This window comes from Anaeromyxobacter sp. SG66, from assembly GCF_022690805.1.
GTDB lineage: Bacteria > Myxococcota > Myxococcia > Myxococcales > Anaeromyxobacteraceae > Anaeromyxobacter > Anaeromyxobacter soli.
Genome location: NZ_JALCZC010000046.1, coordinates 1 through 25,522, shown reverse-complemented (window position 1 = coordinate 25,522; position 25,522 = coordinate 1). Strand labels below are relative to the sequence as shown.

Sequence of the window (25,522 nt, the reverse complement as noted above, 5' to 3'; positions counted from 1 at the left end):
CGACCATGACCCGAGAGCAGCCAACGAGCGAAGCGGGCCCGCCGGGGCGCGCGAACAGGGGCGAGCCATGACCCACCGCGCCGATCTCTCCACGCGCCTCTCCTACGCCCTCGCCTGGATCCGGGGGAAGACGGACCTCGCGCCCGCGGCCGGGCTCGTGCTCGGCTCGGGCCTCGGGGACTTCGTCGACCGGCTCGAGCGGGCGGTGTCGATCCCCTACGAGGAGATCCCGTCGTTCCCGGTCTCGCGCGTCCCGGGGCACGCGGGGCGCCTGGTCGTCGGCGAGCTCGCCGCGCCGGGAGGGCGGGTCGCCGTCGCCGCGATGCAGGGGCGGGTGCACGGCTACGAAGGCTGGAGCGCGGCGGACGTCGCCTTCGGGGCGCGGGTGCTCTGCGCGATGCCGGTGAAGCTGCTCCTCGTGACGAACGCGGCGGGCGGCGTGAACCCCGCGTACGCCCCGGGCGAGCTCGTCCGGATGGTCGATCACCTGAACCTCTCCGGCATGAACCCGCTCGTGGGCGAGAACGACGAGCGGCTCGGTCCGCGCTTCCCCGATCTGTCGGAGGCGTACGACGCGCGCCTCGGGGCGCTGCTCGACGAGGCCGCCGCCGAGCGCGGCGTTCCGCTCCGCCGCGGCGTCTACGCCTGCATGCCGGGCCCGTCCTACGAGACGCCGGCGGAGATCAGGATGCTGCGCCTGCTCGGCGCGGACCTCGTCGGGATGTCCACGGTGCCCGAGGTCATCGCGGCGCGGCACATGGGCGTGCCGGTCGTCGGGATCTCGGTGGTGACGAACCCCGCCGCGGGGCTCTCGCGGCAGCCGCTCTCGCACGAGGAGGTCGCGGAGACCGCCGGCCGCGTCAAGGACCGGCTGGCCGCGGTCGTGGAAGGGTTCCTCCCCAGAGCGGTTCGTTGAAAAGGGTGGCCCCAGGCTGCTAGCGTCCCTTCCGGAGGGGCGAGCATGGACGATCGTCTGCCACCGAAGAGCGACGCCGCCGACCCGACCGATAAAGAGGCCGAGGCGGACCGGCGCGAGAGCGGGCGCATCCCGATCCACCTGCTGGTGCGCGACGCGGCGCTCGGCGGGTCGTTCGAGCCGTACGAGGGCAACCTCGCCCTCGGCGGCGTGTACTTCGGCGGGCTCCACCCACCCGCGGGGAACCGCGTCCAGCTCCGGTTCCTCATCCCCGGGACGCGGCAGGAGATCGAGGCGTCCGGCGAGGTGCTGCGGGTGTCGCGTGAGGGGCCGCGCTTCGGCGCGCACGTGAAGTTCGTGGACATGCCGCTCGCGGCCGAGCTCGCCATCGCGCGCCTCCTGCAGGAAGAGTGAGCGCGCGCTCCGGAAAGAGCGGCGGCGCGGCCGCGCTCGCCCGCGCCGCCCGCGCCGCGCGCAAGCGCGCCTACGCGCCGTACTCGAGCTTCCGGGTGGGGGCGGCGGTGCGCGCCGGCGACGCGGTTCACGCCGGGTGCAACGTCGAGAACGCGAGCTACGGCCTCACGCTGTGCGCGGAGCGGGTGGCGGTCGCCACCGCGGTGGCCGCGGGCGCGCGCCGGATCGACGCCATCGCCGTGGCGAGCGGGACGGACGAGCCGACGCCGCCCTGCGGGATGTGCCTGCAGACGCTCGCGGAGTTCGCCGGGCCCGAGCTGCCCGTCAGGCTCGTCGGGGCGCGCGGCGGGGCGGTCGACACGACGCTCGGCGAGCTCCTTCCGCGCGCGTTCACGAAGCGCTTCCTCTGAGGGCGCTGCTCGCTCGAGCCGACGTCGCGCACCGCAGCCAGGGCGTCCCCCGGCGCGCAACCGCGCCGTGCGTTTGACGGCGGCCGGCCCGCGCCCTATGAACGGGCGCGATGGACGTGTACCGCTCGCTCGACGAGGCCCGCGCCGCGGGGCGCCTCCGCGGCTCCGCCGTCGCGGTCGGCAACTTCGACGGCGTCCACCTCGGGCACCAGCGGCTCCTCGCGCTCGCCGGCGAGCTCGCCCGCGGCCGCGGCGCCGCCGCGGCGGTCCTCACCTTCGAGCCCCACCCCGTCCGCGTGCTCCGGCCGAAGCTCGCGCCGCCGCTCCTCGTGCAGCTGCCGCGCAAGCTCGAGCTGCTCGCCGCCGCCGGCGCGGACGCCACGATCCTCCAGCCGTTCGATCTCGCCTACGCCGCGACGTCGGCGGAGGCGTTCGTCTCCCGGGACCTGGCGGGCGCGCTCGGCTGCGCGGACGTGGTCGTCGGCTACGACTTCACGGCGGGACACGAGCGCGCGCGGGTGGAGACCCTGCGCGCGCTGCTCGCCCCGCACGGCATCCGGCTGCACGTCGTCGAGCCGGTCACGGTGGACGGCCTCGTCGTCTCGTCGACCAAGGTCCGCGAGTTCCTCCTCGAGGGGAACGTCGAGGCGGCCGCCCTGCTCCTCACCCGTCCGCACGACGTGGACGGCGTCGTGGTGCGCGGGGCGGGCCGGGGGCGCGGCTTCGGCTTCGCGACCGCCAACGTCGAGACGGCCGGGCTCCTCCCCGCGAACGGCGTGTACGCCGTCCGCGCCTGGGTGGGCGGGCAGCCGGGGCCGCGCGGGCTCGAGGGCGCGGTGGTCCACGCGGGCGTGTGCAACGTGGGCGTGAAGCCTACCGTCGAGGCGAGCGCGGCGGTGACCGCGGAGGCCCACCTGTTCGACTTCGTCGGCCGGGACCTCTACGGGGAGCGGATCCGCCTCGCCTTCGTCGCGCGGCTGCGGGACGAGCGGCGTTTCCCGTCCGTGGAGGCGCTCCGGGCCCAGATCGCCGAGGACGCGGAGCGCGCGAGAGAGGTCCTGGACAAGGCGCCCATGTAGGCCGGGCTCCGTGATTTACCCTCTCGAATCGCGTACTTACGGTAGCCGCTTCCTTGACCCCTCGCCGAGCTGCCTGCTAAGTTCGCGGAGCTTCACGGCCTTCTCGCGCGCTCCACCCCGAGGGATCTTCACGCATGTCTGGACGGCTCGGCGAACTCCTGGTCCGGGAGAACCTCATCTCCCTGCAGCAGCTGCAGAAGGCCCAGGACGAGCAACGCAAGACGGGCGGCCGCATCGGATCGCTCCTCGTGCGCAGCGGCGCCATCGCCGAGCACGACCTCACGAGCTTCCTCTCGAAGCAGTACGGGGTCCCGGCGATCTCGCTCAAGGACTTCGACATCGACGAGGAGGTCCTGAAGCTCATCCCCAGGTCGACCGCCGAGAAGCACCAGGTCGTGCCGGTGAACCGCGCCGGCGCCTCGCTCATCGTCGCGATGAGCGATCCGTCGAACATCTTCGCCATCGACGACATCAAGTTCCTCACCGGCTACAACGTCGAGGTCGTGGTCGCCTCCGAGCAGGCGATCAAGGAGGCCATCGACAAGCACTACATGGAGAAGGGGCCGAACCTCGAGGAGGTGATGGCGGGGTTCGACGACGGCGACATCTCGGTGGTCGAGGCCGAGGGCGACGACATCAACGCCGTCGACCTCGAGAAGAGCGCGGAGGAGGCGCCGGTCGTCAAGCTGGTGAACCTCATCCTGCTCGACGCCATCAAGAAGGGCGCCTCCGACATCCACATCGAGCCCTACGAGAAGGACTTCCGCGTCCGCTTCCGCATCGACGGCTCGCTGTACGAGGTGATGAAGCCGCCGATGAAGCTGAAGAGCGCCATCATCTCCCGCCTCAAGATCATGTCCGAGCTGGACATCAGCGAGCGGCGGCTCCCGCAGGACGGCCGCATCAAGCTGAAGCTCGGCAAGGGCAAGGAGATGGACTTCCGCGTCTCCGTCTGCCCGACGCTGTTCGGCGAGAAGGTGGTGATGCGCCTCCTCGACAAGTCGAACCTCCAGCTCGACATGACGAAGCTGGGCTTCGAGGAGCAGCAGCTCAAGGACTTCATGGAGGCGATCGACCGTCCGTACGGGATGGTCCTCGTCACCGGCCCGACCGGCTCGGGCAAGACGACGACGCTCTACTCCGCGCTCTCCAAGCTGAACGAGGTCGCGTGGAACATCTCGACCGCCGAGGACCCGGTCGAGTTCAACTTCTTCGGCATCAACCAGGTCCAGATGCACGAGGACATCGGCCTCAACTTCGCGGCCGCGCTGCGCAGCTTCCTCCGCCAGGACCCCGACATCATCATGGTCGGCGAGATCCGCGACTTCGAGACCGCGGAGATCGGCGTCAAGGCCGCGCTCACCGGCCACCTCGTGCTCTCGACGCTGCACACGAACGACGCGCCGGGCACGGTCTCGCGCCTCCTCAACATGGGCATCGAGCCCTTCCTCGTGACGGCCTCGCTGAACGCGATCGTGGCGCAGCGGCTCTGCCGCCGGCTCTGCGCCGAGTGCAAGCGGCCCGCGCAGGTGGACGACCAGGCGCTCCTCGACGCCGGGTTCGCGCCCGAGGAGATCGGCACCTTCCAGCCGTTCGAGCCCGTCGGCTGCAGGACCTGCAACGACCGCGGCTACAAGGGCCGCGTCGCGGTGTACGAGGTGATGCCGCTCTGGGACGGCCTCAAGGAGCTCGTCATCCAGGGCTGCTCGACCGCGGAGCTGAAGCAGGAGGCGATCCGGCTCGGCTTCCGGACGCTGCGCATGAGCGCGCTCAACAAGGTGAAGCTCGGCGTCACCACCCTCGCCGAGGCGGTGGGCAACACCGCGCCGGACAAGTTCTAGCCCCGAAGGCACGAAGGCGAACGAAGACTTGGCAAACCTGCACCAGCTCCTCAAGGCGATGGTCGAGAAGGGGGCCTCCGACCTCCACATCACGACCGCGTCGCCGCCGCAGCTCCGGATCGACGGCAAGCTCGTGCCGCTCAAGACGCCGCCGCTCACGCCCGTCGAGACGAAGCAGCTCTGCTACTCGATCCTCACCGACGCCCAGAAGCACAAGTTCGAGGAGGAGAGCGAGCTCGACCTGTCGTTCGGCGTCAAGGGGCTGTCGCGCTTCCGCGCGAACGTCTTCATGCAGCGCGGCGCGGTCGCGGGCGCGTTCCGCACGATCCCGTTCAAGATCCTCACCTTCCAGGACCTCGGCCTGCCGCCCATCGTCGCCGAGCTCGCGAAGAAGCCGCGCGGGCTCGTGCTCGTGACCGGCCCGACCGGCTCCGGCAAGTCGACGACGCTCGCGTCGATCATCGACAAGATCAACACCGACCGGCACGAGCACATCATCACCATCGAGGATCCGATCGAGTACCTCCACCCGCACAAGAACTGCGTGGTGAACCAGCGCGAGGTCGGGGCGGACACCCAGTCGTTCAAGAAGGCCCTCAAGTACATCCTGCGCCAGGATCCGGACGTGGTGCTCGTCGGCGAGATGCGCGACCTCGAGACCATCGAGGCGGCGCTCGTCATCTCCGAGACCGGCCACCTCGCGTTCGCGACCCTGCACACGAACAGCGCGGTCCAGACGATCAACCGCATCCTGGACGTCTTCCCGCCCTACCAGCAGCCGCAGGTCCGCGCGCAGCTCTCGTTCGTGCTCGAGGGCGTGCTCACGCAGAACCTCCTGCCCCGCGCGGGCGGCCCGGGGCGCGCGCTCATCATCGAGGTGATGGTCCCGAACCCCGCCATCCGGAACCTCATCCGCGAGGACAAGATCCACCAGGTGTACTCGCAGATGCAGGTCGGCCAGACCAAGTTCGGCATGCAGACCTTCAACCAGAGCCTCGCGCTGGCGTTCGCGAGGCGGCTCATCACGCTCGAGGAGGCGATGGGCCGGTCCTCGGATCCCGAGGAGCTGAAGAACCTGCTCGCGAGCGGCGCCGGGATGCGCCCGCCCCCGCCGCCGGCGCGCTGACCACGATTTCGACCCGCGGGCGACCCTCGGCTAGGATCGGCCCGCACCCCGCGAGGAGCTCATGGCACAGGCCGCAGCCGCGAACGCGAAGACGAAGGCCGCGCCTGCGCCCAAGCAGGTGCCGGTCTGGAAGTGGTCGGCGAAGACCAAGCAGGGCGAGGTGAAGTCCGGCGAGATGGAGGCCGCCGACGCGTCGGCGGTCGAGGCGCGCCTCCGCCAGACGGGCCTCGAGCCGACGCGGGTCCGCAGGAAGCCGAAGGACCTCGTCATCCCGGGCCTCGGCCCGAGCGTCGGGACGAAGGACATCCTGGTCTTCACCCGGCAGTTCTCGGTGATGATCGACGCAGGCCTCCCGCTCGTGCAGGCCCTCGACATCCTCGCCACCCAGGCTGACAACCCGGCGTTCAGGAAGGTCCTCACGGCGGTCAAGGTCCGCGTGGAGTCGGGCTCCACCTTCGCCGACGCGCTCGCCGAGCACCCCAAGGCCTTCGACGAGCTCTTCGTCCAGCTCGTGCGCGCCGGCGAGATCGGCGGCATCCTCGACACCATCCTCCAGCGGCTCGGCGCGTACATCGAGAAGAACGAGAAGCTGAAGCGGCGCGTGAAGGGCGCGATGGTCTACCCGTCCATCGTCCTCACCGTCGGCGTGGGCGTGACGGTCGTGCTGCTCGCCTTCGTCACCCCGACCTTCGAGAAGATGTTCAAGGACTTCGGCGGCGCGATGCCGGCGCCGACGCAGTTCCTCATCGACCTGTCGCATGGCCTGCGCGACAACTGGTACTGGTACGTCGCGGTCCCCATCGCGATCGTGATCGCCTTCAAGGTGTTCACGAGCAACCCGCGCGGCGTCGAGAAGTGGCACGCGTTCGTGCTCAAGATGCCGCTGTTCGGGTCGCTCGTGCGCAAGGTGGCGGTCGCCCGGTTCACCCGGACGCTCGGGACGATGCTCTCGTCCGGCGTGCCCATCCTCGACGCCCTCCAGATCGTCGCCCGCTCCGCCGGCAACAAGATCATCGAGAAGGGCATCATGTACGTCCGCGCGAAGATCTCGGAGGGCAAGAACATCGCCGGCCCGCTCGCCGAGACGAAGGTCTTCCCGCCGATGGTCGTGCAGATGATCGGCGTCGGCGAGGCGACGGGCGCCATGGACGCCATGCTGAACAAGATCGCCGACTTCTACGACGACGAGGTCGACGTGGCCGTCGCTGGCCTCACCGCCATGATCGAGCCGGTCATGATGGTGTTCCTGGGCGGGATGGTCGGCGGGTTCCTCGTCGCCATGTACCTCCCCATCTTCAGCATCGCCGGCAACATCAAGTAGCGGGGCGCCGTGGAGCCGACCGCCGCCGCCCTCGCCACGGAGCCCGCGGCGGAGCCGCCGGCCGCCGCGCCTCGCGACGGGCTTCGCCGGAAGCTCGGCTGGCTGACGCTGTTCCGCGTCGTCACGGTGACGGTGCTCCTCGCCGGCACCATCGTCGTGAACCTCGAGCTCGGCCCCGTCATCGAGCGGGACCTCCTGCCTCTCTACGCGGTCGTGGCGGCGACGTACCTCGTCGCGCTCGCCACCGCGCTCGCGCTCCGGGCCGGCCGGGGCCTGACCTCGCTCGCCTACGCGCAGGTGGTCCTCGACGTGCTGGTCGCGACCGCGGTCGTCGCGGTGACCGGGTACTCCGCGTCGGTCTTCGTCGTGATCTTCTCGATCGGCGTCGTGAACGGCGCGATCCTGCTCTTCCGGCGCGGCGCGCTCTTCGCGGCCGCGCTGGCGGTCCCCGCCTACCTCACCGTGGCGCTCCGGGTCGACCCGCACGGCGCGGACGTCTCGCGCATCACGCTCCTCGTCCACGCCGCCTCGTTCGTGGCGGTCGCGTTCCTCTCCTCCTACCTCGCCGAGCAGCTCCGCTCGGCGGGCGAGCGGATCGTCGCGCAGGAGGGGGCCCTCGCCGAGATCACCGCGCTCCACGAGTCCATCGTGGCGTCGCTCACGAGCGGGCTCATGACGCTCGACCTCGCCGGCAAGGTCACCTACCTGAATCCGGCCGGGGAGCTGCTCACGGGCCTCCGCCTCGAGGAGGTGCGCGGGCGGCCCGCGACCGAGCGGTTCGGCGCCTTCCGCGAGGCGACGCCGCGCGGCGAGGTCGAGTGGACGGGCCCCTCCGGGCGGCCCCTCCGGCTCGGGTACTCGGCGTTCCCGCTGCGCGGCCCGGCGGCCGCCGCGATCGGCAGCGCGGTGATCTTCCAGGACCTCACCGCCCTCCGGGAGATGGAGAACGCCGTCCAGCGCAGCCGCCGGCTCGCGGACCTGGGCCGGGTGGCGGCCGGGCTCGCCCACGAGCTCCGCAACCCCCTCGCCGCGATGAGCGGCTCCCTGGAGCTCCTGCAGACGAACGCGGCGCTCCCGCCCGACGAGCGCCGGCTCATGGACATCGTGCTCCGGGAGGCGGCGCGGCTCGACGGGCTCGTGAACGACCTGCTCGAGTACACCCGCCCGGCGCCGCTCCGGCGCGTCCGGACCGACCTCTCCGTCGTCCTCGACGAGGCGCTGCGGGTGTTCGCGAACGATCCGACCGCCGCTCGCGTGACCGTCGAGCAGGACCTCTCGCCCGTGACGGTCGCCTGCGACCCGGACCAGACGCGCCAGGTGTTCTGGAACCTCCTCGTGAACGCCGCCCAGGCGGCCGCCGCGCGCGAGGGCGGGGCCGGGCGCGTGCGCGTCGCCTGCGGGCCCGACGTGAAGGGCGCGCGCCTCGTGGTCGAGGACGATGGCCCGGGGATCCCCGCCGCCGACCTGCCCCGCATCTTCCTCCCGTTCTTCACCACCAAGCGGAACGGCACCGGCCTCGGGCTCCCCACCGTCCAGCGCGTCGTCGACGCGCACCGCGGCAGCGTGACGGTGGACTCGTCTCCTGGGCGTGGGACGCGCTTCGTGGTCCTGCTCCCGCGCGAGGGCGCGGACGCGGGCGGCGCAGGCGCCCCGGGTTAGGATGCGCCGTGGCCTCGATCCTGGTCGTCGACGACGAATCGTCCATGCGCGACATGCTCGAGATCCTGCTCCGCAAGCAGGGTCACGAGGTGCACCTCGCGGCCGACGCGCCGGGAGCCGTGGCGCGCGCCGCCCAGGGCGACCTCGACCTCGTGGTGACCGATCTCCGGCTCGGCGCCGGCTCCGGGATGGACGTCCTCGCGGCGGTGAAGACGCACTCGCCCGCGACCGAGGTGGTCATCGTCACCGCGTTCGCGACGGCCGAGAACGCCATCCAGGCGATGAAGCTCGGGGCGTACGACTACGTCCTGAAGCCGTTCAAGCTCGACGAGCTGAAGCTCGTGGTCGCGAAGGCGCTCGAGCGGCGCGCGCTCGTCGCGGAGAACCGTGCGCTCCGCCACCGCGCCGGCGCGACCTTCGCCGAGCCCGAGCTGCTCGGCCGCTCCGCCGGCATCGAGGAGGTCCGCTCGCTCGTGGAGCGGGTCGCCCGCTCCCGCTCGACCATCCTCGTCATGGGCGAGAGCGGCACCGGCAAGGAGGTGGTCGCGCGGGCGATCCACCGCGGCGCCGGCCCCGACCGGCCGTTCGTGGCCATCAACTGCGGCGCCATCCCCGAGGGGCTCCTCGAGAGCGAGCTCTTCGGCCACGAGAAGGGGAGCTTCACCGGCGCGACGGAGGCCAAGGCGGGCCTGTTCGAGGTCGCCGGGACGGGCACGCTCTTCCTCGACGAGGTCGGCGAGCTGCCGCCCCAGCTCCAGGTGAAGCTCCTCCGCGCGCTGCAGGAGCGGCGCGTGCGGCGCGTGGGCGGGCAGAGCGATCTCGCGGTGGGCGCGCGCATCGTCGCCGCGACGAACCGCGAGCTCGCCGAGGACGTGCAGCGCGGGCGGTTCCGGGAGGACCTCTTCTACCGGCTCAACGTCATCCAGATCCGCGTCCCGGCGCTGCGCGAGCGCAAGGAGGACGTGCCGCTCTTCCTCGAGCACTTCCTCGCGCGCTTCGCCGCCGAGGCGGGACGCCGGGTGCCGCGCCTCTCGCCCGAGGCCGAGGGCGCGCTCCTCGCGCACGACTGGCCCGGCAACGTGCGCGAGCTCGCGAACGTCGTCGAGCGCGCGGTGACGCTCGCCGGGGAAGCGGAGACCATCGACCCCTCCGTGCTGCCGCCCGCGCTCCGCGGTCGCGCGGCGGCGCTGCCCGACGCGCAGGCGCAGCTCCCCGACGCCGGCATGGACCTCCAGGCGCACCTCGACGCGATCGAGCGTCACCTGCTGGAGCAGGCGCTCGCGCGCACCGGCGGCGTGAAGACCGAGGCGGCGCGCCTCCTCAGCCTCACCTTCCGCTCGCTGCGCTACCGGCTCGCGAAGTTCGGGATCGGCCGCGACTGAGGGTGCCGCCGCGACTCGCCGCGGCTCACTTGCAGTTGTTCGGCGCGCTCGGGTTGTGGCGGCAGTCGTGCAGACTCTTCGAGACCTGGATCACGCCGTAGCTCGGGACCGGATCGCGGCTCACCGCCGTCGAGACGTTGGACGCGCCCTTCTCCGGGTTCACCGCCGTGAGCCCGACCTGCACCTGTCCCTTCTGGTTCACGAACACCGTCGCCTGATCGCCCATCGTCGGCACGAGCGTGTTCTGCGCCCGGGCGAACACGGCGGTGCCGCCCTCGTCGAGGACCGGGCTCCCCCTCACCGGATCGACGATGTAGTGGTACGCGACGCGCCGGTTCACCGCGGTGCACTGTGCGACCTGACAGCTCGACCCGGTTCTGCGCGTCACGCCGGCCTGCGACGCGGTCTGGATCGTGTTCCAGGAGAGCCAGCGGAACAGGGCCGTCGTCGACGAGGTGCGCTCGTCGTACCGGGAGACGGGGTAGGTGTGGTCGTCGGCGGTCATCGTGCCGTCGTGGTTGTAGTGGAGCGCCCAGCCCGCGTCGGTGGCGGACGCGAAGGGGCCGGCGGTGTCGTTCCCGTCGATCAGCACGAGCGGCGTCGCGGTGTCGCCCGAGCCCGTCAGCTTGATCCGGTTCGTGTCGTAGGTCTTCGCCTCGGCGGCGGTGCGGAACACCGGGCGCAGGTTGTCGTCCCCGAAGACGCGCGCGGAGATGAACCAGTTGTCCCGCTGGATCGGGGAGGTGGAGTCGCCCAGGTTGAGCAAGAGGCCGTTCGTGCCGGAGCGGGTGCACGAGAGCCCGGCCGCCGAGTCGGAGCAGGCGACGGTGACGTTCTTCTCGGTGTCGTTCGCGCCCGTGCAGTCGATCGAGACCTTCGCCTGGGCGGAGAGCGTGCACGCCGTGGCGCTCGGCTCGGTCTGGCTGCGCGTGGAGGACAGGGCGCCGGACGCCGTGCACGCGTTCAGGGTCGCGGCTCCGGACTCCTTGCCGAGCCCGGTCGACCAGATGGAGTTCGTGGCGTCCGCGATCGTGACGGTGCACCCGCGCTGCACGCAGGCCCGGACGTTGTCCGGGCCGCAGGTGCCGCCGAACCGGTCGAGCAGGTTGTAGCGATCGCCCGTGCCCGCGAACGTGCGCAGGATGCCCCCGGGGATGGCGGCGTTCGCGGTGATGTAGAAGAACGGCTGGCCCGCGCAACCCTCCAGCTCGAAGGCGCGCGCGCCGTACCAGTTCGTCACCTTCTTCGTGGTCGCGTCGAGCTCGCCCGGATCGCTGAAGCGGAGCACCCACAGCTGGCCGGCGGCGTCTCCGAAGGTGGCCGTGTCGAAGTAGCCGTCGTTGGGCGAGGACTCCAGACGGCGGGCGCTCTTGCCCCACACGATCATGGCGGCCGTGGCCGGCACCGGCGCGCGGAGCTTCCAGCGCGGATCGTCCGTCGCGGGGGCGGGGCTCTCCTGCTGGGTGGGGAGGCTGAAGTCGAAGAGCTCGTCGCCCGTCCAGACGTCCACCATGTGCACGCCGCGGCCGCGGACGAACTGGGGATCGAAGCCGCCAGAGAGGAGCGCCACCCAGCGCTCGTGATACGGGACGGCGGTGGACGTCCCCGTCGTCGCGCCCGGGACGGACATGGTCAGCGTCGACTGCGGCAGGGTCCCGAACAGCGCGTTCGAGGTCGAGTCGGACTTGATGCGCACGGGGCCGATGGGCGGCCCGACGGGCAGAAAGTCCGCGTACGTCGCGCCGAACGAGAGCGACTCCTTGTCGGTGGGCTGGGGGTAGATCCAGAGGAATTTCGGCGCCTGGTGACCGGTCTCCGACGGCAGCTTGGTCGCGTCCGTCAGGTCGAGGCCGAAGTAGTGCGTCCCGCCGCGCCGCTCGGCGACCACGGCGACCGTGTGGAACTCCGCCTTGCCCTTCTTGCCGTCCTTGAGGGCCGAGGCGGAGCCGAGGGCGTTCTCCGTGCCGTCCACCCAGACGTCGCGCACCATGGGCGAGCCGTCCACGAACAGCTGGTGCCCCTGGAGCAGGAGCCCGACCTTCGGCAGCATGTCCGGCGGGAGGAGCGCCCACAGCTCCGCCCCGGTGCCGCGCGTGTAGTAGCCGTTGAAGGGAGGCTTCGACTCGTCGATGCCGCTCGTGGTGGGATCGTTCAGGTTCGCGACCCACGCGCCACCGTCGAACGCGTGCAGGAGCCCGTCGTTCGCGCCCACGACCACGACCTTGCGGCGGTTCTTGTACGTGTCGCTCTTCGCGTAGCCCGCGTAGGCGTCCTCCGTGCTGGAGAGATCCGGGACGGGCGTTCCCCAGAGCGAGGTGAGGCACTGGTTGTGGAGGCCGTTCGGGCACAGGATGCCGTCGGGCGGGAGGGGCGGATCCACGACCACGGGCGCGGAGTGGAAGATGTCGCCGAGCATGAGGAAGCGATTCGGCAGCGTGTCCTGCCCGGCGTCGTCGGCGGCCTTCGGCCAGAGCCCCTGCTCGGGCTTCGCCTCGTTCTCGTTGAAGACGTCCGCACCCAGCACGTAGCGGATGAGCGTCTTCGCGCAGAAGAGGCGCGACGCGGAGACGGCGTTCGCGGTGAGGGCGTCGCCGGCCGCGCCGAGCTTCAGGGCGAGCTGGGTGCAGACGCCGCCCTCGAGCGCGAGGTAGGGCAGGAGCTTCGTCGCGACGATGTCGTTGGGCTCGAGGCGGAACACCGTGTCGTAGGCGTCGATCTTGCCGTCGGGCCCGGCGCCGGTCGGGCCGGCGTCGTCCACGACGGTGTAGACGCGACGGTCCGTCAGCCAGCTCGGCGCCCGCATCGCCTTCTGGGCGTCCCAGTACTCGGCGGCGGCCGCCGTGCCCGCGACGGCGCACGTCCCGCCCTTGTCCACGCACGCCGAGGCCTGGTAGCAGGGCGCCGCGTCCGGCGGGTCGTTCTTGCGGAAGGCGCCCGTGCCGTCCTCCTGGATGAAGTCGCCGTCCCTGTCCTTGAGGAAGACGCTCAGGCACTTGCCGTCGCAGTCGAGGTCTCCCGCGCCGGTCCCGTCCGCCGTCTCCTGGCAGGCGTTGATGAACTCGCTGTAGAGCTCGTAGCGGAGGAGGTGGCCCTGCCAGAGCCGATCGCTGGGTGCGCCGGGCTCGAAGCGCGGCACGATCACCGACTGGCCCGAGGTCGTCTGCAGGGTGGAGACCGTCGCCACGCTGAACGACGTGGAGCGCTCGCTGATGGTGAGGAACATGTTCTCGAGCGCCTGCTTCAGCGTCGGGGCGTCGTTCGCCGCCTCGTAGGCGCCACCGCCCATCCTCGCGACGGACTGGAGCATGGTCGCGCCGTCGTTGATGGCGCCGAGCCCGAGCGTGTACACGTCGAGGACCTGCTTGCCGCCCATGGCGGCGCAGTCCTCGGTGCTCTCGTTGTTCCGCCGGAGATCGAAGTTGTGCAGGTACCACGCGACGCGGATCGGGTTGTTGAGCCAGTCCTTCTCGGTGGGGAACTTGGCGCAGTCGGTACAGAGCGAGGTGGGGATCCCGGTCGCGCCGGTGGTGTCCGGGACGACGCCGGTCGTCGTCGCGCCGGCGTACTGGGTCTCGGCTGCGGTCGCGTCGACGCTCCCCGCTGGCAGCGCGTTGCCCTCGGTCGAGGAGGGCGCGCGGTCCAGCATGACGATGATGGAGCTCGCCTGGCACGCGTAGCAGATCGACTGCTGGTTCGTGGACGCGCCGCTCCCGGTGGTCCCGGTGTTGGCGTTCCAGGTCGTGCCGAGGTCGAACCAGGGCAGCTCGGGCGTGTGGTAGTACTGCCCGAGGTCGAGCAGCGCGCGCGCGAGCGGGGCGCCCTTGTTGAAGTGGAACGAGTTGATCTCGTTGATGTAGGTGCTGCGCGAGGCCGTCCAGTTCGAGTCCGGCTGATCGCAGGTCGGCGCGAGCGACATCCACTCGCCGGAGGTGTGGTCCGCGCCGGTGTCGCCGAAGTGCGCGAGGCCCATGCGCACGTTCGCCTTGTCCTTCACCACGTCCTTGATGATCTTGCGCGCCACGACGAACTTGGGCGGGTAGAAGTTGAGCCAGTTCCCCAGGAAATAGATCGACGGATAGGTGACGTTCGCGACGCCGTCCACCGTGGTCCGGAACTGCCTCCCGTCCAGGAAGAAGCCGCGCGTTCGCAGGCACGACGCGCAGATGCTCGCCTTGGACACCGCGCCCTGATCCGCGTTGCCGTAGGTGTTGCTGCAGAAGTTGTCGACGGCGAGGATGGTGCCGCTCTTGCGCGCCGCCGGGTTGACGCTCTGGGCGGTCCAGCCGTCGCTCGCGTTGAACGGCAGCCCGGCCGGAGTCTCGACGACGGTGTCGTGGTAGACGAGGTCCTTGTCGAAGAAGTTCGTCCGGGCCCCGCACGCGACCGTGTCGCCGTTGCTCCCGCAGTAGAAGTCGGGGTCGTAGCCGCCCGGATGGCTCGTGTCGAAGGCTGGGACGGTGGCGTTGACTCCCTGGGAATAGTAGGGGCACGCCTTCCCCTCGGCGGCGTAGTCGATGGACGCGCTGTAGGTGCCGGCGGCACCCGCGGTGGCGACCTGGCCGCAGGGGGACTGGAACGAGCGCTCTCGCAGCCACTTGAGGAGAGAGCCGTCGCCCAGGTAGGCCGCAGACACGGGATCGTCCCCGCACCCCATCACCGGGCAGCCCGCCATCAGGTCGCAGTCCGCGTCGAAGGGCCTCAGCGTGGGGATCGCGTCGAGCGGGTTCTCGAGAGGTGGACGCGTCCCGGGGTACGACGAGGGGCCGTTCGGCGGCAGGCGCCGCATCGAGGTCGGGTTGCCGAGCAGGATGAAGATGTTCGGGACGCCGCCCGCGCTCGTGAAGAAGGTCGCGTCCTCCGGGTCGGCGCCGTTGAGGAGCGTGTCCGTGTAGCTCGTCGCGACGAGCCCACGAGCGGCCGCGGGGGTGAAGCAGGTCTCGGCCGGCGCGTCCGCGGCGGGGAGCAGGAGGGCGGCCGCCGCCGCGGCTGCGGCGAATCGAAGCGCGTTTCGTCGTGAGGAGAGCATGCGCGGAGCCTCGAGCTAGAACAGGGCGAACCGCATCGCGAACTCGACCTCGAGCTCGCGGTTCTGCGCGTCGGTGCACCGGGCCACGACGCGGTAGGCGCGGCCGGAGGTGAGCGCGTCTGGCGACGCGGTGCGGTTCGTGAGGTCCACGACGGGCGTGGGTGCGCCGTCGCTGACCGCCTTCTCGACGGCGAGCACCACCTCGTTCACCTTCATGGCCTCGGTGGACCCGTAGTGCGCGGGCGCCTGGAGCTTGCCGATCCCCGAGATCTCGAGGGGCGTGGTGAGCAGATCGTCGCTCGAGAGGTACCGGGGCCCGTAGCGCGCGATCTCGGCCCAGATCTTCGCCCGGGCCGCCTGCGCGCAGGCCGTGAGCTGATCCACGCGGGACATGGCCGAGGCGTTCCGGCGCTCCTGCGAGGACAGGAGGACGGCGGCGGCGCCGATGACGGAGAGCACCGCGAGCATGATGAGCGCGATGACGAGGGTGCTGCCGCGGGGTGCCGCGCGAGGTCTCATGGAGGCGTTCCTAGAAGAACACCATGCCCTGCGAGAGCATGTTGGGGAGGGCGATGGTGGCCTCGAACGCGACGCGCTCGTACCCGTCCTGCACGCCAACGGCGCCCGCCCAGCTCGGCACCGCGGACTGGTTGAGCCGCAGGATGGGGGCGGTGCCCCTTTCGTTCGGATCGGGCTCCGGCGAGCGCGCGACGAGCGCGATGCGCACCGCGCGGATGTTGGCCTGATGGTCCGTCAGGCGCGCCGGATCCGGGGGGTTCATGAGGTACCGGTACCAGCTCGTCGGTGAGTAGAGGCTCTCGTCGGGCGCCGGCGCCGCGCCGGGGAACTGCAGGGTCGTGAGCGCGTTCGAGCTGGAGGCCGACCCGGGCGCGCCTGCGGTGAGCGTGATCGCGGTGCCCGAGGTCGCGCCGACGACGGAGCCGTTCGCGAGCACGTACGCGACCTGGATCGACTCGATGCCCTCCGCGACGAACTCCTCGTCCGCCTCGTCGACGGCGGTGCTCCCGGCCGAGTCCACGCCGCGATCGAGGACCAGGAACGGATCGGTCTGCGTGCCGACGGTCACCGGGCGAACGTGCAGGCGGTAGCGGTCGATCTCGAAGACCCGCGCCGTGCCGGTCTCGAAGCAGTCGTCGGTGGCCGCGTCCTGGCGCTTGAAGGGATCGCCGCTGACCGCCGCCTCGAGCGGGACCGCGACGGCACCGCCACCGGCGGGCGCAGGCGTGGTCGTGCTCACCGTGAAGTAAGCGTACTGGCTCGCCCCTTCGCAGACCGCCTGCAGGATCCGGCCCTTGCGGAAGACGTCGCCGTCGCGGGCCTGGATGTTCGCCACCGCGGTCGTGACGCCCGAGGTCGTGAGCGTCCAGGCGTGTCCCGCCGCCGTCCCCACCCCGGTGGGCGGGATCCAGTAGGAGGGATTTCGCGCGTAGAAGACGAGCTCGTCCGAGTCGTCGGTCCGGTCCCGCTTGCACGCGCCGGAGACCTGCAGCAGGGCGGGGCACGGGCCGGAGGTGTACCGGTCGAGGTCCAGCGCGAGGGACGGCGCCATTCCGTAGCCGGCGAGGGGCAGCTTCTGCTCCAGGAACAGGAGCGCGCTCCGCGCTGACGACTGTGCCGCGCGGACGCGGTGCCCGTCGGTGTAGGCCTGCTGCTGCGCCTGCACGACGGCCACGATCCCGACGAGCACGATGGCGGACACCGCCATCGCGATGAGGAGCTCGACCAGCGTGACGCCGCGTGGGGAGGGGCGGGAGCGCATGGAGGTCATCGGTACGCCGCGGCGTAGGAGAGGGCGAGCCCAGCGTTCGAGCGCTGCGAGAGGACCACCACCTCGCGCGGAGTGCCGTTCCCGCGCTCGTGGTAGATGACCGACACGGCGATCACCTTGCTCGCGGAGGCGCCGCTCGCGGTGCCTTCAGCCGAGTAGTTCCAGACGGTCCAGCGTCGGCGATACAGCGGCTTGCCTGGGTCGAGCGGATCCGACTCCAGTGCGGCGTCGAGGCGAGCGCCCGGGACCGTGTTGGTGGAGTCGTCCCACGTATGCACGTTGCTCCCGCCGGTGCCGGCCTCGAGCAGCCGCCCGAACCCCGCCGGCGGCGTCGCGGTGGCGGCGGGTCCGGAGAGTCGGCTCTGCGAGTCGTCGAACGGCAGCGCCTCCAGCGCGCCGGCGAGCTCGGTCGCGAGCTGCGACGCGGTCGTCTGCACCCGCGCGCCCTGGTTGGAGGTGATCCCCATGATCTGCATCTGCATCATCCCGAGCAGCCCGATGGTCAGGACGACGAGCGCGATCATCACCTCGAGGAGCGTGAACCCAGCCTCGCGCCGCGGCGGCGGACGGCGCTCGTTTGCGCGGCTCTGCATGGAGGCGGCTCCTAGTTCAGGGCGAAGGTGCGGACGATGCCGGCGGGGAACGCGACGACCATGCCTCGCCGGTCGGCCGCGGGGGAGTCGGTCTCGGTCGTGAGCGCGAAGGCGTAGCCCGGCTTCCCGGACGCACCCTCGGCGGACACGCTCCCGTCGCGAGCGAAGCGGAAGGCGAAGCGCCTCTTGCTGGAGACGGTCGCGGTCAGGTCCGCATCGAACAGGGGGATGGCCGCGAACGGAGCGGGCGGCGCGCCCGTGGCGCTCGGGTCGAGGCGAACGCCGGCCGGCATCGCGACCTCGTCGACGTACTCCGCGTTCGTGGCGGAGCTCGCCGCAGAGAACGCGGCGAGCGTCCAGGAGGCGTTCGGGTCGCGCAGGATGAAGTAGCGCGTGCAGGTGGCGCGGGCGAGCGCACCGCAAGCCGCCGGATCCGTGCCGTCGACGAGGACCAGGAGGTAGTCCTTCTGGTCCGAGATGGCCTGCGCCTTGAGCCCCGAGAGCTTCATGGCGAGCTCGAACGTCGCGCTGCCCAGGTTCGCGTTCCGCTGGGCCATCCGGTACACGACCATCCCCATGGCGGCGAGGATCCCCACGATGGCGACGACCACCATCAGCTCGATGAGCGTGAACCCGCGGCTCCGGCGCATGGGTTCACGCCAAGCAAGCCGCGGGCCCACGACTGGGCGGTCGATTCCTGGAGATTCCTAGAAACGCCGGGTCGTTGCACGAAGCGAAAGGTGCCGATGGCCGGCGGCGACGCTACTCGTTGCAGCGGTCGCTAAAGTTTGCATGTGGGCGTGGCGCCGACCTGCGGCGCGCCAGGTCCGCGGCGAAGCCGACGTACCTCCGCGTACTACCGCGAGATCATCGGAAGTCGCGCCGCGCGAACGACGCGGAGGCGAGCGCCAGCGCGCACGCGACGTACAGCGCGGCGTAGGCGAGCGGCCAGGCGACGCGGGCCGCGGGGATGGCGGTCTGGTAGACGACCTGGATCTTGAAGTCGAGCGCGCCGAGATTCGGGATGACGTACGCGACCCACCGGACGAGCTGCCGCTCCTTGTAGAAGACGAACACGTCGCGGGAGAAGTGGCCGGCGAGCGCGAGCGCGAGCGTGAAGATCGCGGCGAGCGTCGCATTGGTCATGCTCGAGAAGACGGTCGCGATCGCGGCCACGATGGCGAGCTGGGCAGCGATGCCGACGAAGGCGGCGACGAGCGGGGTCTTCGAGAGGAAGGCGAGCCCGCCCGTGTAGACCGCGAGCACGCCCCCGCTCGCGAGGGCCATGACGAGCAGGTTGAGCCACAGGGTCAGGACGAGCCCCGCGTACCGGCCGAGCAGGTACTGCCACCGCCCGACGGGCTTCGCGACGATGGGGTAGATCGTGCGCCGCTGCACGTCCCCCGCGACCAGCCCCGCGCCGAGGAACACGGCGATGAGCGTGCCGAACAGCTGCGCCGAGGTGAGCGCGAGGTCGGAGATGATGCGGTGCTGCTCGCCGTAGGTGAGCTCGGAGAGCGTGATCGAGGCCGCGATGAGCAGCAGCGCGAACACGAGCAGGTTGACCGCGAGCTTCTGCCGCAGCGCCTCGCGGAGCGTCACCCACGCGAGGAGGAGGACCTTGGTCATCGTGCGTCCTTGTACGGCACGGGGCGGCGCAGCCGGCCCGGCTCGGCGGGCTCGACCCGGACGTCGCGCCCCGTGGAGTGAACGGCGCCGTCGCGCCACACGTACGCGCCGCCGAACGGCTCCTCCGGGACGCGCTCCAGTAAGCCCGCAGCGAGGAGGTCCTCGAGGCGCGCCGGGTCGTGACCGCGAGCGGCCCGGAAGCGCTCCACGGCTGCGTCCAGGATCGCGAACCCGTGCTGCAGGCGGGCGGAGCGGTACTGCTCCTCGAGGCCCGCGCGCAGCCCCTCGTCCGTCGCCGACGCGAGCATCTCCTCGATGAAGCGCACTGCGTGCTCCGGAGCGCCGCTCTTCACGTTGAGGGCGAGGGCGAGGGCGGAGATCCGGGTCGAGGCGCCGGGGGTCCGGGCCGCGATCTCCGCCCAGCGCGCCGCCGAGGCGTAGTCGCCGCGGTAATAGAAGTCGTTGAAGGCGATGTAGAACGGGTACGACCACCAGCCCGGACCGCGCTGCATACCCTTCTTCAGGATCGCGTCGGACTCCTCGAGCCGCAGCGCGGAGGAGAGGGCGAGGCCGCCGGTCTGGTACGCGTACCCGTGGCCCGGGTCGAGGTCGGTGACGAGATCGACGAGCGGGAAGACCTGCTCGAAGGAGCCGCGTCGCAGCGCCTGATCGCCCAGGTACTGGACCGTCTGGAGCCACCAGTAGTTGGCGACGCTGAGCTGCACGGCCGGGGAGAGCGCCCGCAGCGGCCGGCTCGCGGGCAGGTACCGGATGTCGAAGCGCTGCGCCTCCTGCATCCGGAACACCTGCGTCGCGGCGCGCGACAGCGCGAACGCGAGCACGACGAGGAGGGCGGCCGGGACGAGCACGGAGGCGTGGAGGCGCTTCATCGGGGCACCGAACGAAGAGCGGCACCGCCCGGTGTCGGGCGGTGCCGCGCAGAATACCTCGCGGCCCGTCCGGCCGCGAAGACGAGGCCTAGAAGAAGGACTCGCCCGAAAGAGTCGTCACCTGGCCCGGGGCATCCGTGCCGAACGCGAAGACCTTGCCACCCGTGTGGCCGCTCACATCGACAGCGGAGGCGCAGGGTGCGTCGGGAGCCTTCACGCCCTCGGTCCCGTTCGCCCGGATCTGCGGCTGCCACAGCGCGTCGCCGGCGTACTGGCCGTCCGCGTCGATATCCGTCCAGCCGCAGACCGAGACCGCGACGTTTCCAGCCTGGTTCGCGGCGTACTGACCGTAGGTCGAGCCCTGCACCACCCAGTCCAACCCGCCAGCGGCAGTGTAATCACCGGTCTGCCAGACGATCTTCGTCGCAGAAGGCGTGCCGCTCGGCGTGACCCCGAGGTTCTTGTACACGCCGCCCTCGCGCTGCCGCCCCGCCTCCTGCGCCTTGAAGATCGCCTCGATGTTCATCTTGCGCTCGCTCGCCTTCGAGCGGAGCTGGTAGCGCAGGAAGTTCGGGATGGCGATGGCGGCGAGGATGCCGATGATCGCGACGACGATCATGAGCTCGATGAGGGTGAAGCCCTTCGTCTTCTTCATGTGACCTCCTGGATGAGCCGGGCGACCAGGTGGACGCGCCGACGCTGCTGTGGGACGCCGCGTGTCGACAGCCGGCGCCCGGTTCTCATGCGGCAGCCCTCTGCGAGCGGGATGCCAGGGGCCACGGCCTCTCCAACCCCTCCGAAACACGAGGACGGCCTCCGGCGTCCCCTGCCGCGTTCGGTCGGTCCGGGTCGGAACAGGTGACGATTCTCGTCAGCCGTTCCGACCGCCCGCGCTTTGACAGCGTGCCGGGTGCGTCTGAAGATGCGCTCGAATGATCCTGCGGACCCAGGGCCTGTCGAAGACGTTCGAGGTCGGCTTCAGGCGAAGGAAGGTGCGGGCGGTCGAGGATGTCAGCCTCGAGGTGCACGAGGGCGAGATCTTCGGCTTCGTGGGGCCGAACGGCGCGGGCAAGACGACCACCATCAAGATGCTGATGGGGCTCATCTACCCGACCGCGGGCGAGGCCTCCATCTTCGACGCGCCGATCCCCAGCAACGCCTCGAAGAAGCGGATCGGCTATCTCCCCGAGCACCCCGCGTACCACGAGTTCCTGACCGGCCGCGAGGCGCTCCGGCTGTTCGCGGCGCTCTCGGAGGTGCCGCGCCCGCTGGCGCCCCGCCGGTGCGACGAGCTGCTCGAGCTCGTGGGGCTCTCGAGCGCCGCCGACCGGCAGATCCGGAAGTACTCGAAGGGCATGCAGCAGCGGCTCGGGATCGCGCAGGCGCTGGTCGCCGATCCAGCGCTCGTCATCCTGGACGAGCCGATGAGCGGGCTCGACCCCGTGGGGCGCAAGGAGGTCCGCGACCTGATCCTCGAGCTGAAGCGGGCGGGCAAGACGGTCTTCTTCTCGACGCACATCCTGCCCGACGTGGAGGCCCTCTGCGATCGGGTCGGCGTGATCATGCGGGGCCGTTTGCGCGACGTGGGCCGCATCGGCGAGCTGCTCTCGCCGCGCGTCCGGAGCGTCGAGCTGACGGTCGAGCTCTGCGGCGGGTCCGAGCACCTCTCGCGAGGGCGCATCGTCGCGTGCGACGGGCCGCGGGTCACCGTCGCGTTCGACGACGAGCAGGCCGCGGACGCCGCGGTGCGCGGCCTCGTCGGCTCCGGCAGCAGGCTCGTCTCGCTCACCCGCCACCGCGAGACGCTCGAGGACTTCTTCCTCCGCAGGCTCGGTGAGTCCTCCGAGGCGCGCCCGGAGAGCGGCGCGGCGCGCGCCGTCGCATGAGCTGGAATCCTTCGAGGCTGCGGGGCGCCGCGCCGGGGCTCGCGGCGCTCGTCGCGATCCTCCTCCTCGCCGCGTGGGCGCGCGTCGCGAACTTCCCCGCCGTGCTCGGGCGGGGAGAGCTCGCGCCGCAGATCGACGGCGACTCCTCGTACCACCTCCACCGCGTGCTCGAGACGGTGAAGCGCTTCCCGCGCGTCCCGCACTTCGATCCGCTCATGAACTGGCCGGAGGGTGGCTTCTGCCCCTGGGCGGACGGGTTCGACCTCTCCGCGGCCGCGTTCGCGCTCGCGGCGGGAGGAGCGGACCCTGCTCGGACCCGGGTCGCCGTCGCGCTCTGGCCCGTGCTCCTGGGGCTCCTCACCGTGTGGGCCACGGTGCGGCTCGCCAGGCGCGTCGCGCCCGGCCCTTCGTGGAAGAGCGCCGCGCTCGCCGCGGGCGTCGCCGCGGCGCTGCTTCCGGAGGCGGTCGTGCACTCGCGCCTGGGGCGCATCGACCACCACGTCGTGGAGGCCCTCGCGATGACGCTCCTCGCGACGTGGGCGCTCGCGCGCGTGCCCGTTCGCCGGGGCGTCGTGCCGCCGGCCCGCGCCTGGTTCGAGCTCGAGGGCGCGATCGTGGCGGCGCTGGCCGTCTGGGTGTTCAGCGGCTCCCCGATCTACGTCGCCCTCGCGACGCTGCCGCTCGCGTGGGCCGCCAGGAAGGACGGCGGGATCGTCGGCTCGGGCGGTCCCGCCCTCCTGGCGGCCGGCGCGCTCTCCGCGCTGCTCTCGATCCCCGCCGTCCTGGACCACGGTCACCTCGTCAGCTTCAAGTTCCCGTCGCTCCTCCAGCCCGCGCTCCTCGGCGCCGCCGGCCTCGGGCTCTGCGCGTGGGCGTGGATCGCGGCTGCCGAGCCCGGACGGCGGCGAGCCCGCCTCGTCGCCGCCGCCGCGGCCCTCGGGTCCGCCGTCGCCGTCGTCGTCGCGTTCCAGCGAGGCGCGCTCCTCGAGGTGGCGAGCGGGGTCCAGGGTTGGCTGTTCCGGCGGGACCCGTGGCTCGCCACGGTCGCCGAGTTCAAGCCGCTCTTCGGGCGCCTGCCGACGGACGAGACGCGCTGGATGCAGTCGTACTGGTCGCTCGGGTGGGCCGGGTTCTTCCTGCCGCTGGCGTCGCTCGTGGTGGCGGTGCGCCTCGGAAAGCGCCCGCGCATCGCGGCGCTGCTGTACTTCACCGCCGCGCTCGCGGCGCTCTCGCTCCTCCAGACCCGCTTCAGCCGCGTCGCGGTGCCGTTCGTCGCGGTCACGACGGGGCTCGCGGTGACGGCGACGTGCCGACAGCTCGGCCGGCGCTGGCCGTGGCTGCGCGCGAGCGCAGTTCCTTCCTTGCTGCTGCTCGTCTTCTTCGTCGCGGATCCACCCACCCGGCTCCTCGTCCAGCTCGCGCCGCGCGTGAAGCCCGAGCCCATCCTCGAGGCCGCGTTCAACCTCCGCGATCTGCCGCTCTCCTCGCCGGACCGTGGAGTCCTGTCCAACTGGACCTTCGGCCACCAGCTCGAGGTCCAGGCGGACGTGCCCGTCGTCGTGAACGGCTTCGGGTCGTATTTGGACGAGCGAGCCTTCTGGAACGCGGTGGACATCTTCAAGGGAACCCCGGGCGACCTCGACGCGTACATGGTGAGGAACCGCATCGGCGCCGTCGTGGCGGGCGCCGCCACCGCCGGAAGCGAGATCTCCGGCGCCGGTGACGCGAACGCGTTCGCGCGGGGGGCGCTGAACGCGAGCTACATGAGGTCAGCCCCGCTGTCGCCGCTGCTCATCGCGGGCTCGGCCGTGCCGGGCTGGGACGTGCCGCACCTGCCGCACCTCATGCCGCGCTACGCCTCCTCCGCCATCGTGAACGGCATCGCCTTCCCGCTGCCCTTCCTCTGGACGTACGAGCGCGTCCGTGGCGCAGCCGTCAGCGGTACGGCCGCCGCCGGGGCGCGCGTCATCGCGGAGCTCCGCTTCACCGAGAACCGCCGCGCCCACACCTACAAGGCCTGGACGGACGCCGGGCGTGACGGAGCGTGGACCCTCGTGCTGCCCTTCCCGAGCGGCATGCTGCGGCCCGGCCTCCGGTCCGAGGCGCGGTGGACCGTCTCCTCGAACGGCGGCCGGCCCGTCGAGTTCGAGCTCCCCGAGGACGCGGTCCGGACCGGCGCGACCATCGCGCTCGGCGACCTGCCACGGACATGAGCCGAAGGGTCGAGCATCGCCGCGGGAGGCGCGGATGAGCGGGCCGGTGGACGCCCTCGTCGCGGCGTGGTTCACGCTCGTCGGGGCGCTCTTCGGGAGCTTCCTGAACGTCGTCATCGCGCGGGTCCCGGCGGGCCTCTCCGTCGTCCGGCCCCGATCGCGGTGCCCGCGGTGCGGGGAGCCCATCGCCTGGTACGACAACGTCCCGGTCGTCTCCTGGCTCCTGCTGCGCGGCCGCTGCCGCAGGTGCGCGCTGCCGATCTCGATCCGGTACCCGCTCGTCGAGCTCCTCGGCGCCGCCGCGGGCTACCTGGCCTGGCGCCGGCATGGGATCGCGCCGGCGGCGGGCGCGGAGCTCGCGCTCGTCCTCGCGCTCGTCGCGCTCGCCTTCATCGACCTCGACACCTGGCTCCTGCCGCACGTCATCACCTGGCCGCTCCTCGGCGCCGGAATCGTCGCCTCCGCGCTCGGCTGGAGCGCCGCGCCGTCGCTGGCGTCGTCGCTCTGGGGCGCGGGCGTCGGCTGGGGCGCGTTCGCGGCGCTCTCGTGGGGTGGGGAGAAGATCCTGAAGAAGGAGGCGCTCGGGTTCGGCGACGTCTGGCTCCTCGGCGGGCTGGGCGCGTGGCTCGGGCTCGGGGCGCTTCTGCCGGTGGTGCTCCTCGCGTCCGTCCAGGGGAGCGCCGTCGGGATAGCGCTCGTGCTGCTCGGCAAGGGCGAGACCGGGGAGCGGCCGCCGCGTGCGGGCACCGAGGCTGCTCCGGCCGAGGGCCCTGCCGCGTCCGCTCCCGCCGAGATCGAGGTGCCCGCTGGCGAGACGGCGGCAAGGCTCGAGACGCCGCCGGCCGATGCCGCGCCGGAGACGTCCGGAGGGCCGACGGAGGACACCCCCGCGCCGCCGGAGCACCCGGCCGCCGACGAGGACTGGGTCCCTCCGAAGAACGCGGTCCCGTTCGGCCCCTTCCTCGCGCTCGGGGCGATCGAGTGGCTCTACGGGGCGGAGCTCCTCGCGCGCGCGTTCCCCGCCCTCGGCGCGTTCCGCTGAGCATGCGTCCGGGAGTCCGCCCCGTCCTCCTGCTCGATCTCGCCGCGGCGGGCGCGGCCGTGGCCGCGGTAGTCCTCGCCGCGGGGCTCCCGCTCGCCGCCCGCGGTGCGCTCACGCCCAGGGCGCTCGCGCTCGTCGTCGTCGCGGGCGCCTGCGCCGGCGTCGCGCTCGGGGCGGCGCTCCTGTTCCGTGCCGTCGCGCGCCCCGTGGACCGCCTCCTCGAGGCGGCGGAGCGGCTCGGGGCGGGTGCGCACGCGGAGGCGCTGCCGCTGCTCGCCCCCACCGGCGAGCCCGCCGCGCCTGCCG

The 25,522-nt window shown here is 71.8% G+C and carries 20 protein-coding genes and 1 pseudogene; 13 read left to right on the top strand and 8 right to left on the bottom strand.

Annotated features, from left to right (window positions below; all coding sequences use genetic code 11):
- Nucleotides 1-67: 67 nt before the first annotated feature.
- The 9 genes from MNZ39_RS13875 (at nt 68) to MNZ39_RS13835 (ending at nt 10,148) form a co-directional block, all read left to right on the top strand.
- Nucleotides 68-916: a purine-nucleoside phosphorylase gene (locus MNZ39_RS13875; RefSeq protein ID WP_242339462.1), complete on the top strand. Its 849-nt coding sequence runs from the start codon at nt 68-70 to the stop codon at nt 914-916.
- 45 nt (nt 917-961) lie between these two features.
- Nucleotides 962-1,330 (top strand): PilZ domain-containing protein, encoded by a 369-nt coding sequence (locus MNZ39_RS13870; RefSeq protein WP_242339460.1) that lies wholly within the window; start codon nt 962-964, stop codon nt 1,328-1,330.
- Nucleotides 1,327-1,740, top strand: coding sequence for a cytidine deaminase (locus MNZ39_RS13865; protein WP_242339458.1), 414 nt, complete (start codon nt 1,327-1,329; stop codon nt 1,738-1,740). The genes MNZ39_RS13870 and MNZ39_RS13865 overlap by 4 nt, the downstream gene beginning before the upstream one ends.
- A gap of 110 nt (nt 1,741-1,850) precedes the next feature.
- Nucleotides 1,851-2,819 (top strand): riboflavin biosynthesis protein RibF, encoded by a 969-nt coding sequence (ribF, locus tag MNZ39_RS13860; RefSeq protein WP_242339456.1) that lies wholly within the window; start codon nt 1,851-1,853, stop codon nt 2,817-2,819.
- A gap of 134 nt (nt 2,820-2,953) precedes the next feature.
- Nucleotides 2,954-4,660, top strand: coding sequence for a type IV-A pilus assembly ATPase PilB (pilB, locus tag MNZ39_RS13855; protein ID WP_242339454.1), 1,707 nt, complete (start codon nt 2,954-2,956; stop codon nt 4,658-4,660).
- A 28-nt stretch (nt 4,661-4,688) separates the two neighbouring features.
- Nucleotides 4,689-5,786: a type IV pilus twitching motility protein PilT gene (locus tag MNZ39_RS13850; protein WP_242339452.1), complete on the top strand. Its 1,098-nt coding sequence runs from the start codon at nt 4,689-4,691 to the stop codon at nt 5,784-5,786.
- A 61-nt stretch (nt 5,787-5,847) separates the two neighbouring features.
- The gene (locus MNZ39_RS13845; RefSeq protein WP_242339450.1) at nt 5,848-7,107 is read left to right on the top strand and encodes a type II secretion system F family protein; all 1,260 of its coding nucleotides are present in this window, start codon (nt 5,848-5,850) and stop codon (nt 7,105-7,107) included.
- 9 nt (nt 7,108-7,116) lie between these two features.
- Nucleotides 7,117-8,766 carry a nitrogen regulation protein NR(II) gene (locus tag MNZ39_RS13840; protein WP_242339448.1) on the top strand — a complete coding sequence of 550 codons (1,650 nt, stop codon included), beginning with the start codon at nt 7,117-7,119 and terminating at the stop codon, nt 8,764-8,766.
- An 8-nt stretch (nt 8,767-8,774) separates the two neighbouring features.
- Complete coding sequence (locus tag MNZ39_RS13835; protein WP_242339446.1) at nt 8,775-10,148, top strand: sigma-54 dependent transcriptional regulator; 1,374 nt, start codon at nt 8,775-8,777, stop codon at nt 10,146-10,148.
- Nucleotides 10,149-10,173: 25 nt separating this feature from the next.
- On the opposite strand, the gene MNZ39_RS13830 is transcribed toward MNZ39_RS13835, so the two are convergent.
- From MNZ39_RS13830 to MNZ39_RS24985, 8 genes are all read right to left on the bottom strand, one after another.
- The gene (locus tag MNZ39_RS13830) at nt 10,174-15,174 is read right to left on the bottom strand and encodes a pilus assembly protein PilY (protein WP_242339444.1); all 5,001 of its coding nucleotides are present in this window, start codon (nt 15,172-15,174) and stop codon (nt 10,174-10,176) included.
- Nucleotides 15,175-15,189: 15 nt separating this feature from the next.
- On the bottom strand, nt 15,190-15,693 hold the full coding sequence (locus MNZ39_RS13825) for a pilus assembly PilX N-terminal domain-containing protein (protein ID WP_242339442.1): 504 nt from the start codon (nt 15,691-15,693) through the stop codon (nt 15,190-15,192).
- A 10-nt stretch (nt 15,694-15,703) separates the two neighbouring features.
- Nucleotides 15,704-16,954 carry a PilW family protein gene (locus MNZ39_RS13820; protein ID WP_242339440.1) on the bottom strand — a complete coding sequence of 417 codons (1,251 nt, stop codon included), beginning with the start codon at nt 16,952-16,954 and terminating at the stop codon, nt 15,704-15,706.
- Nucleotides 16,955-16,959: 5 nt separating this feature from the next.
- A complete protein-coding gene (gene pilV, locus MNZ39_RS13815) occupies nt 16,960-17,556 on the bottom strand; it encodes a type IV pilus modification protein PilV (protein ID WP_242339438.1) in 597 nt (198 codons plus the stop codon).
- A gap of 11 nt (nt 17,557-17,567) precedes the next feature.
- Nucleotides 17,568-18,206: a Tfp pilus assembly protein FimT/FimU gene (locus MNZ39_RS24710; RefSeq protein ID WP_277957256.1), complete on the bottom strand. Its 639-nt coding sequence runs from the start codon at nt 18,204-18,206 to the stop codon at nt 17,568-17,570.
- Nucleotides 18,207-18,423: 217 nt separating this feature from the next.
- Nucleotides 18,424-19,185 (bottom strand): ABC transporter permease, encoded by a 762-nt coding sequence (locus MNZ39_RS13805; RefSeq protein WP_242339436.1) that lies wholly within the window; start codon nt 19,183-19,185, stop codon nt 18,424-18,426.
- Nucleotides 19,182-20,075 (bottom strand): tetratricopeptide repeat protein, encoded by an 894-nt coding sequence (locus MNZ39_RS13800; protein WP_242339434.1) that lies wholly within the window; start codon nt 20,073-20,075, stop codon nt 19,182-19,184. The genes MNZ39_RS13805 and MNZ39_RS13800 overlap by 4 nt, the downstream gene beginning before the upstream one ends.
- An 88-nt stretch (nt 20,076-20,163) precedes the next feature.
- On the bottom strand, nt 20,164-20,730 hold the full coding sequence (locus MNZ39_RS24985) for a prepilin-type N-terminal cleavage/methylation domain-containing protein (protein WP_308197057.1): 567 nt from the start codon (nt 20,728-20,730) through the stop codon (nt 20,164-20,166).
- A gap of 277 nt (nt 20,731-21,007) precedes the next feature.
- Between MNZ39_RS24985 and MNZ39_RS13790 the strand changes: the two genes are divergently transcribed.
- The 4 genes and pseudogenes from MNZ39_RS13790 to MNZ39_RS13775 form a co-directional block, all read left to right on the top strand.
- A complete protein-coding gene (locus tag MNZ39_RS13790) occupies nt 21,008-21,961 on the top strand; it encodes an ABC transporter ATP-binding protein (RefSeq protein ID WP_242339432.1) in 954 nt (317 codons plus the stop codon).
- A complete protein-coding gene (locus MNZ39_RS13785; RefSeq protein ID WP_242339430.1) occupies nt 21,958-24,174 on the top strand; it encodes a hypothetical protein in 2,217 nt (738 codons plus the stop codon). The genes MNZ39_RS13790 and MNZ39_RS13785 overlap by 4 nt, the downstream gene beginning before the upstream one ends.
- 46 nt (nt 24,175-24,220) lie before the next feature.
- Nucleotides 24,221-25,216, top strand: coding sequence for an A24 family peptidase (locus MNZ39_RS13780; protein WP_242339428.1), 996 nt, complete (start codon nt 24,221-24,223; stop codon nt 25,214-25,216).
- 2 nt (nt 25,217-25,218) lie between these two features.
- Nucleotides 25,219-25,522, top strand: a pseudogene (locus tag MNZ39_RS13775) (two-component sensor histidine kinase); the annotation flags it as partial.

What these genes read in the sequence shown, in the direction of transcription:
- MNZ39_RS13825 (WP_242339442.1), bottom strand. Translation starts at nt 15,693, where the DNA reads ATGAGACCTCGCGCGGCACCCCGCGGCAGCACCCTCGTCATCGCGCTC.
- MNZ39_RS13790 (WP_242339432.1), top strand. Translation starts at nt 21,008, where the DNA reads ATGATCCTGCGGACCCAGGGCCTGTCGAAGACGTTCGAGGTCGGCTTC.
- pilV (WP_242339438.1), bottom strand. Translation starts at nt 17,556, where the DNA reads ATGCAGAGCCGCGCAAACGAGCGCCGTCCGCCGCCGCGGCGCGAGGCT.
- MNZ39_RS13805 (WP_242339436.1), bottom strand. Translation starts at nt 19,185, where the DNA reads ATGACCAAGGTCCTCCTCCTCGCGTGGGTGACGCTCCGCGAGGCGCTG.
- MNZ39_RS13820 (WP_242339440.1), bottom strand. Translation starts at nt 16,954, where the DNA reads ATGCGCTCCCGCCCCTCCCCACGCGGCGTCACGCTGGTCGAGCTCCTC.
- MNZ39_RS13830 (WP_242339444.1), bottom strand. Translation starts at nt 15,174, where the DNA reads ATGCTCTCCTCACGACGAAACGCGCTTCGATTCGCCGCAGCCGCGGCG.
- MNZ39_RS13845 (WP_242339450.1), top strand. Translation starts at nt 5,848, where the DNA reads ATGGCACAGGCCGCAGCCGCGAACGCGAAGACGAAGGCCGCGCCTGCG.
- pilB (WP_242339454.1), top strand. Translation starts at nt 2,954, where the DNA reads ATGTCTGGACGGCTCGGCGAACTCCTGGTCCGGGAGAACCTCATCTCC.
- MNZ39_RS24710 (WP_277957256.1), bottom strand. Translation starts at nt 18,206, where the DNA reads ATGCGCCGGAGCCGCGGGTTCACGCTCATCGAGCTGATGGTGGTCGTC.
- MNZ39_RS13785 (WP_242339430.1), top strand. Translation starts at nt 21,958, where the DNA reads ATGAGCTGGAATCCTTCGAGGCTGCGGGGCGCCGCGCCGGGGCTCGCG.
- ribF (WP_242339456.1), top strand. Translation starts at nt 1,851, where the DNA reads ATGGACGTGTACCGCTCGCTCGACGAGGCCCGCGCCGCGGGGCGCCTC.
- MNZ39_RS13870 (WP_242339460.1), top strand. Translation starts at nt 962, where the DNA reads ATGGACGATCGTCTGCCACCGAAGAGCGACGCCGCCGACCCGACCGAT.
- MNZ39_RS24985 (WP_308197057.1), bottom strand. Translation starts at nt 20,730, where the DNA reads ATGAAGAAGACGAAGGGCTTCACCCTCATCGAGCTCATGATCGTCGTC.
- MNZ39_RS13875 (WP_242339462.1), top strand. Translation starts at nt 68, where the DNA reads ATGACCCACCGCGCCGATCTCTCCACGCGCCTCTCCTACGCCCTCGCC.
- MNZ39_RS13800 (WP_242339434.1), bottom strand. Translation starts at nt 20,075, where the DNA reads ATGAAGCGCCTCCACGCCTCCGTGCTCGTCCCGGCCGCCCTCCTCGTC.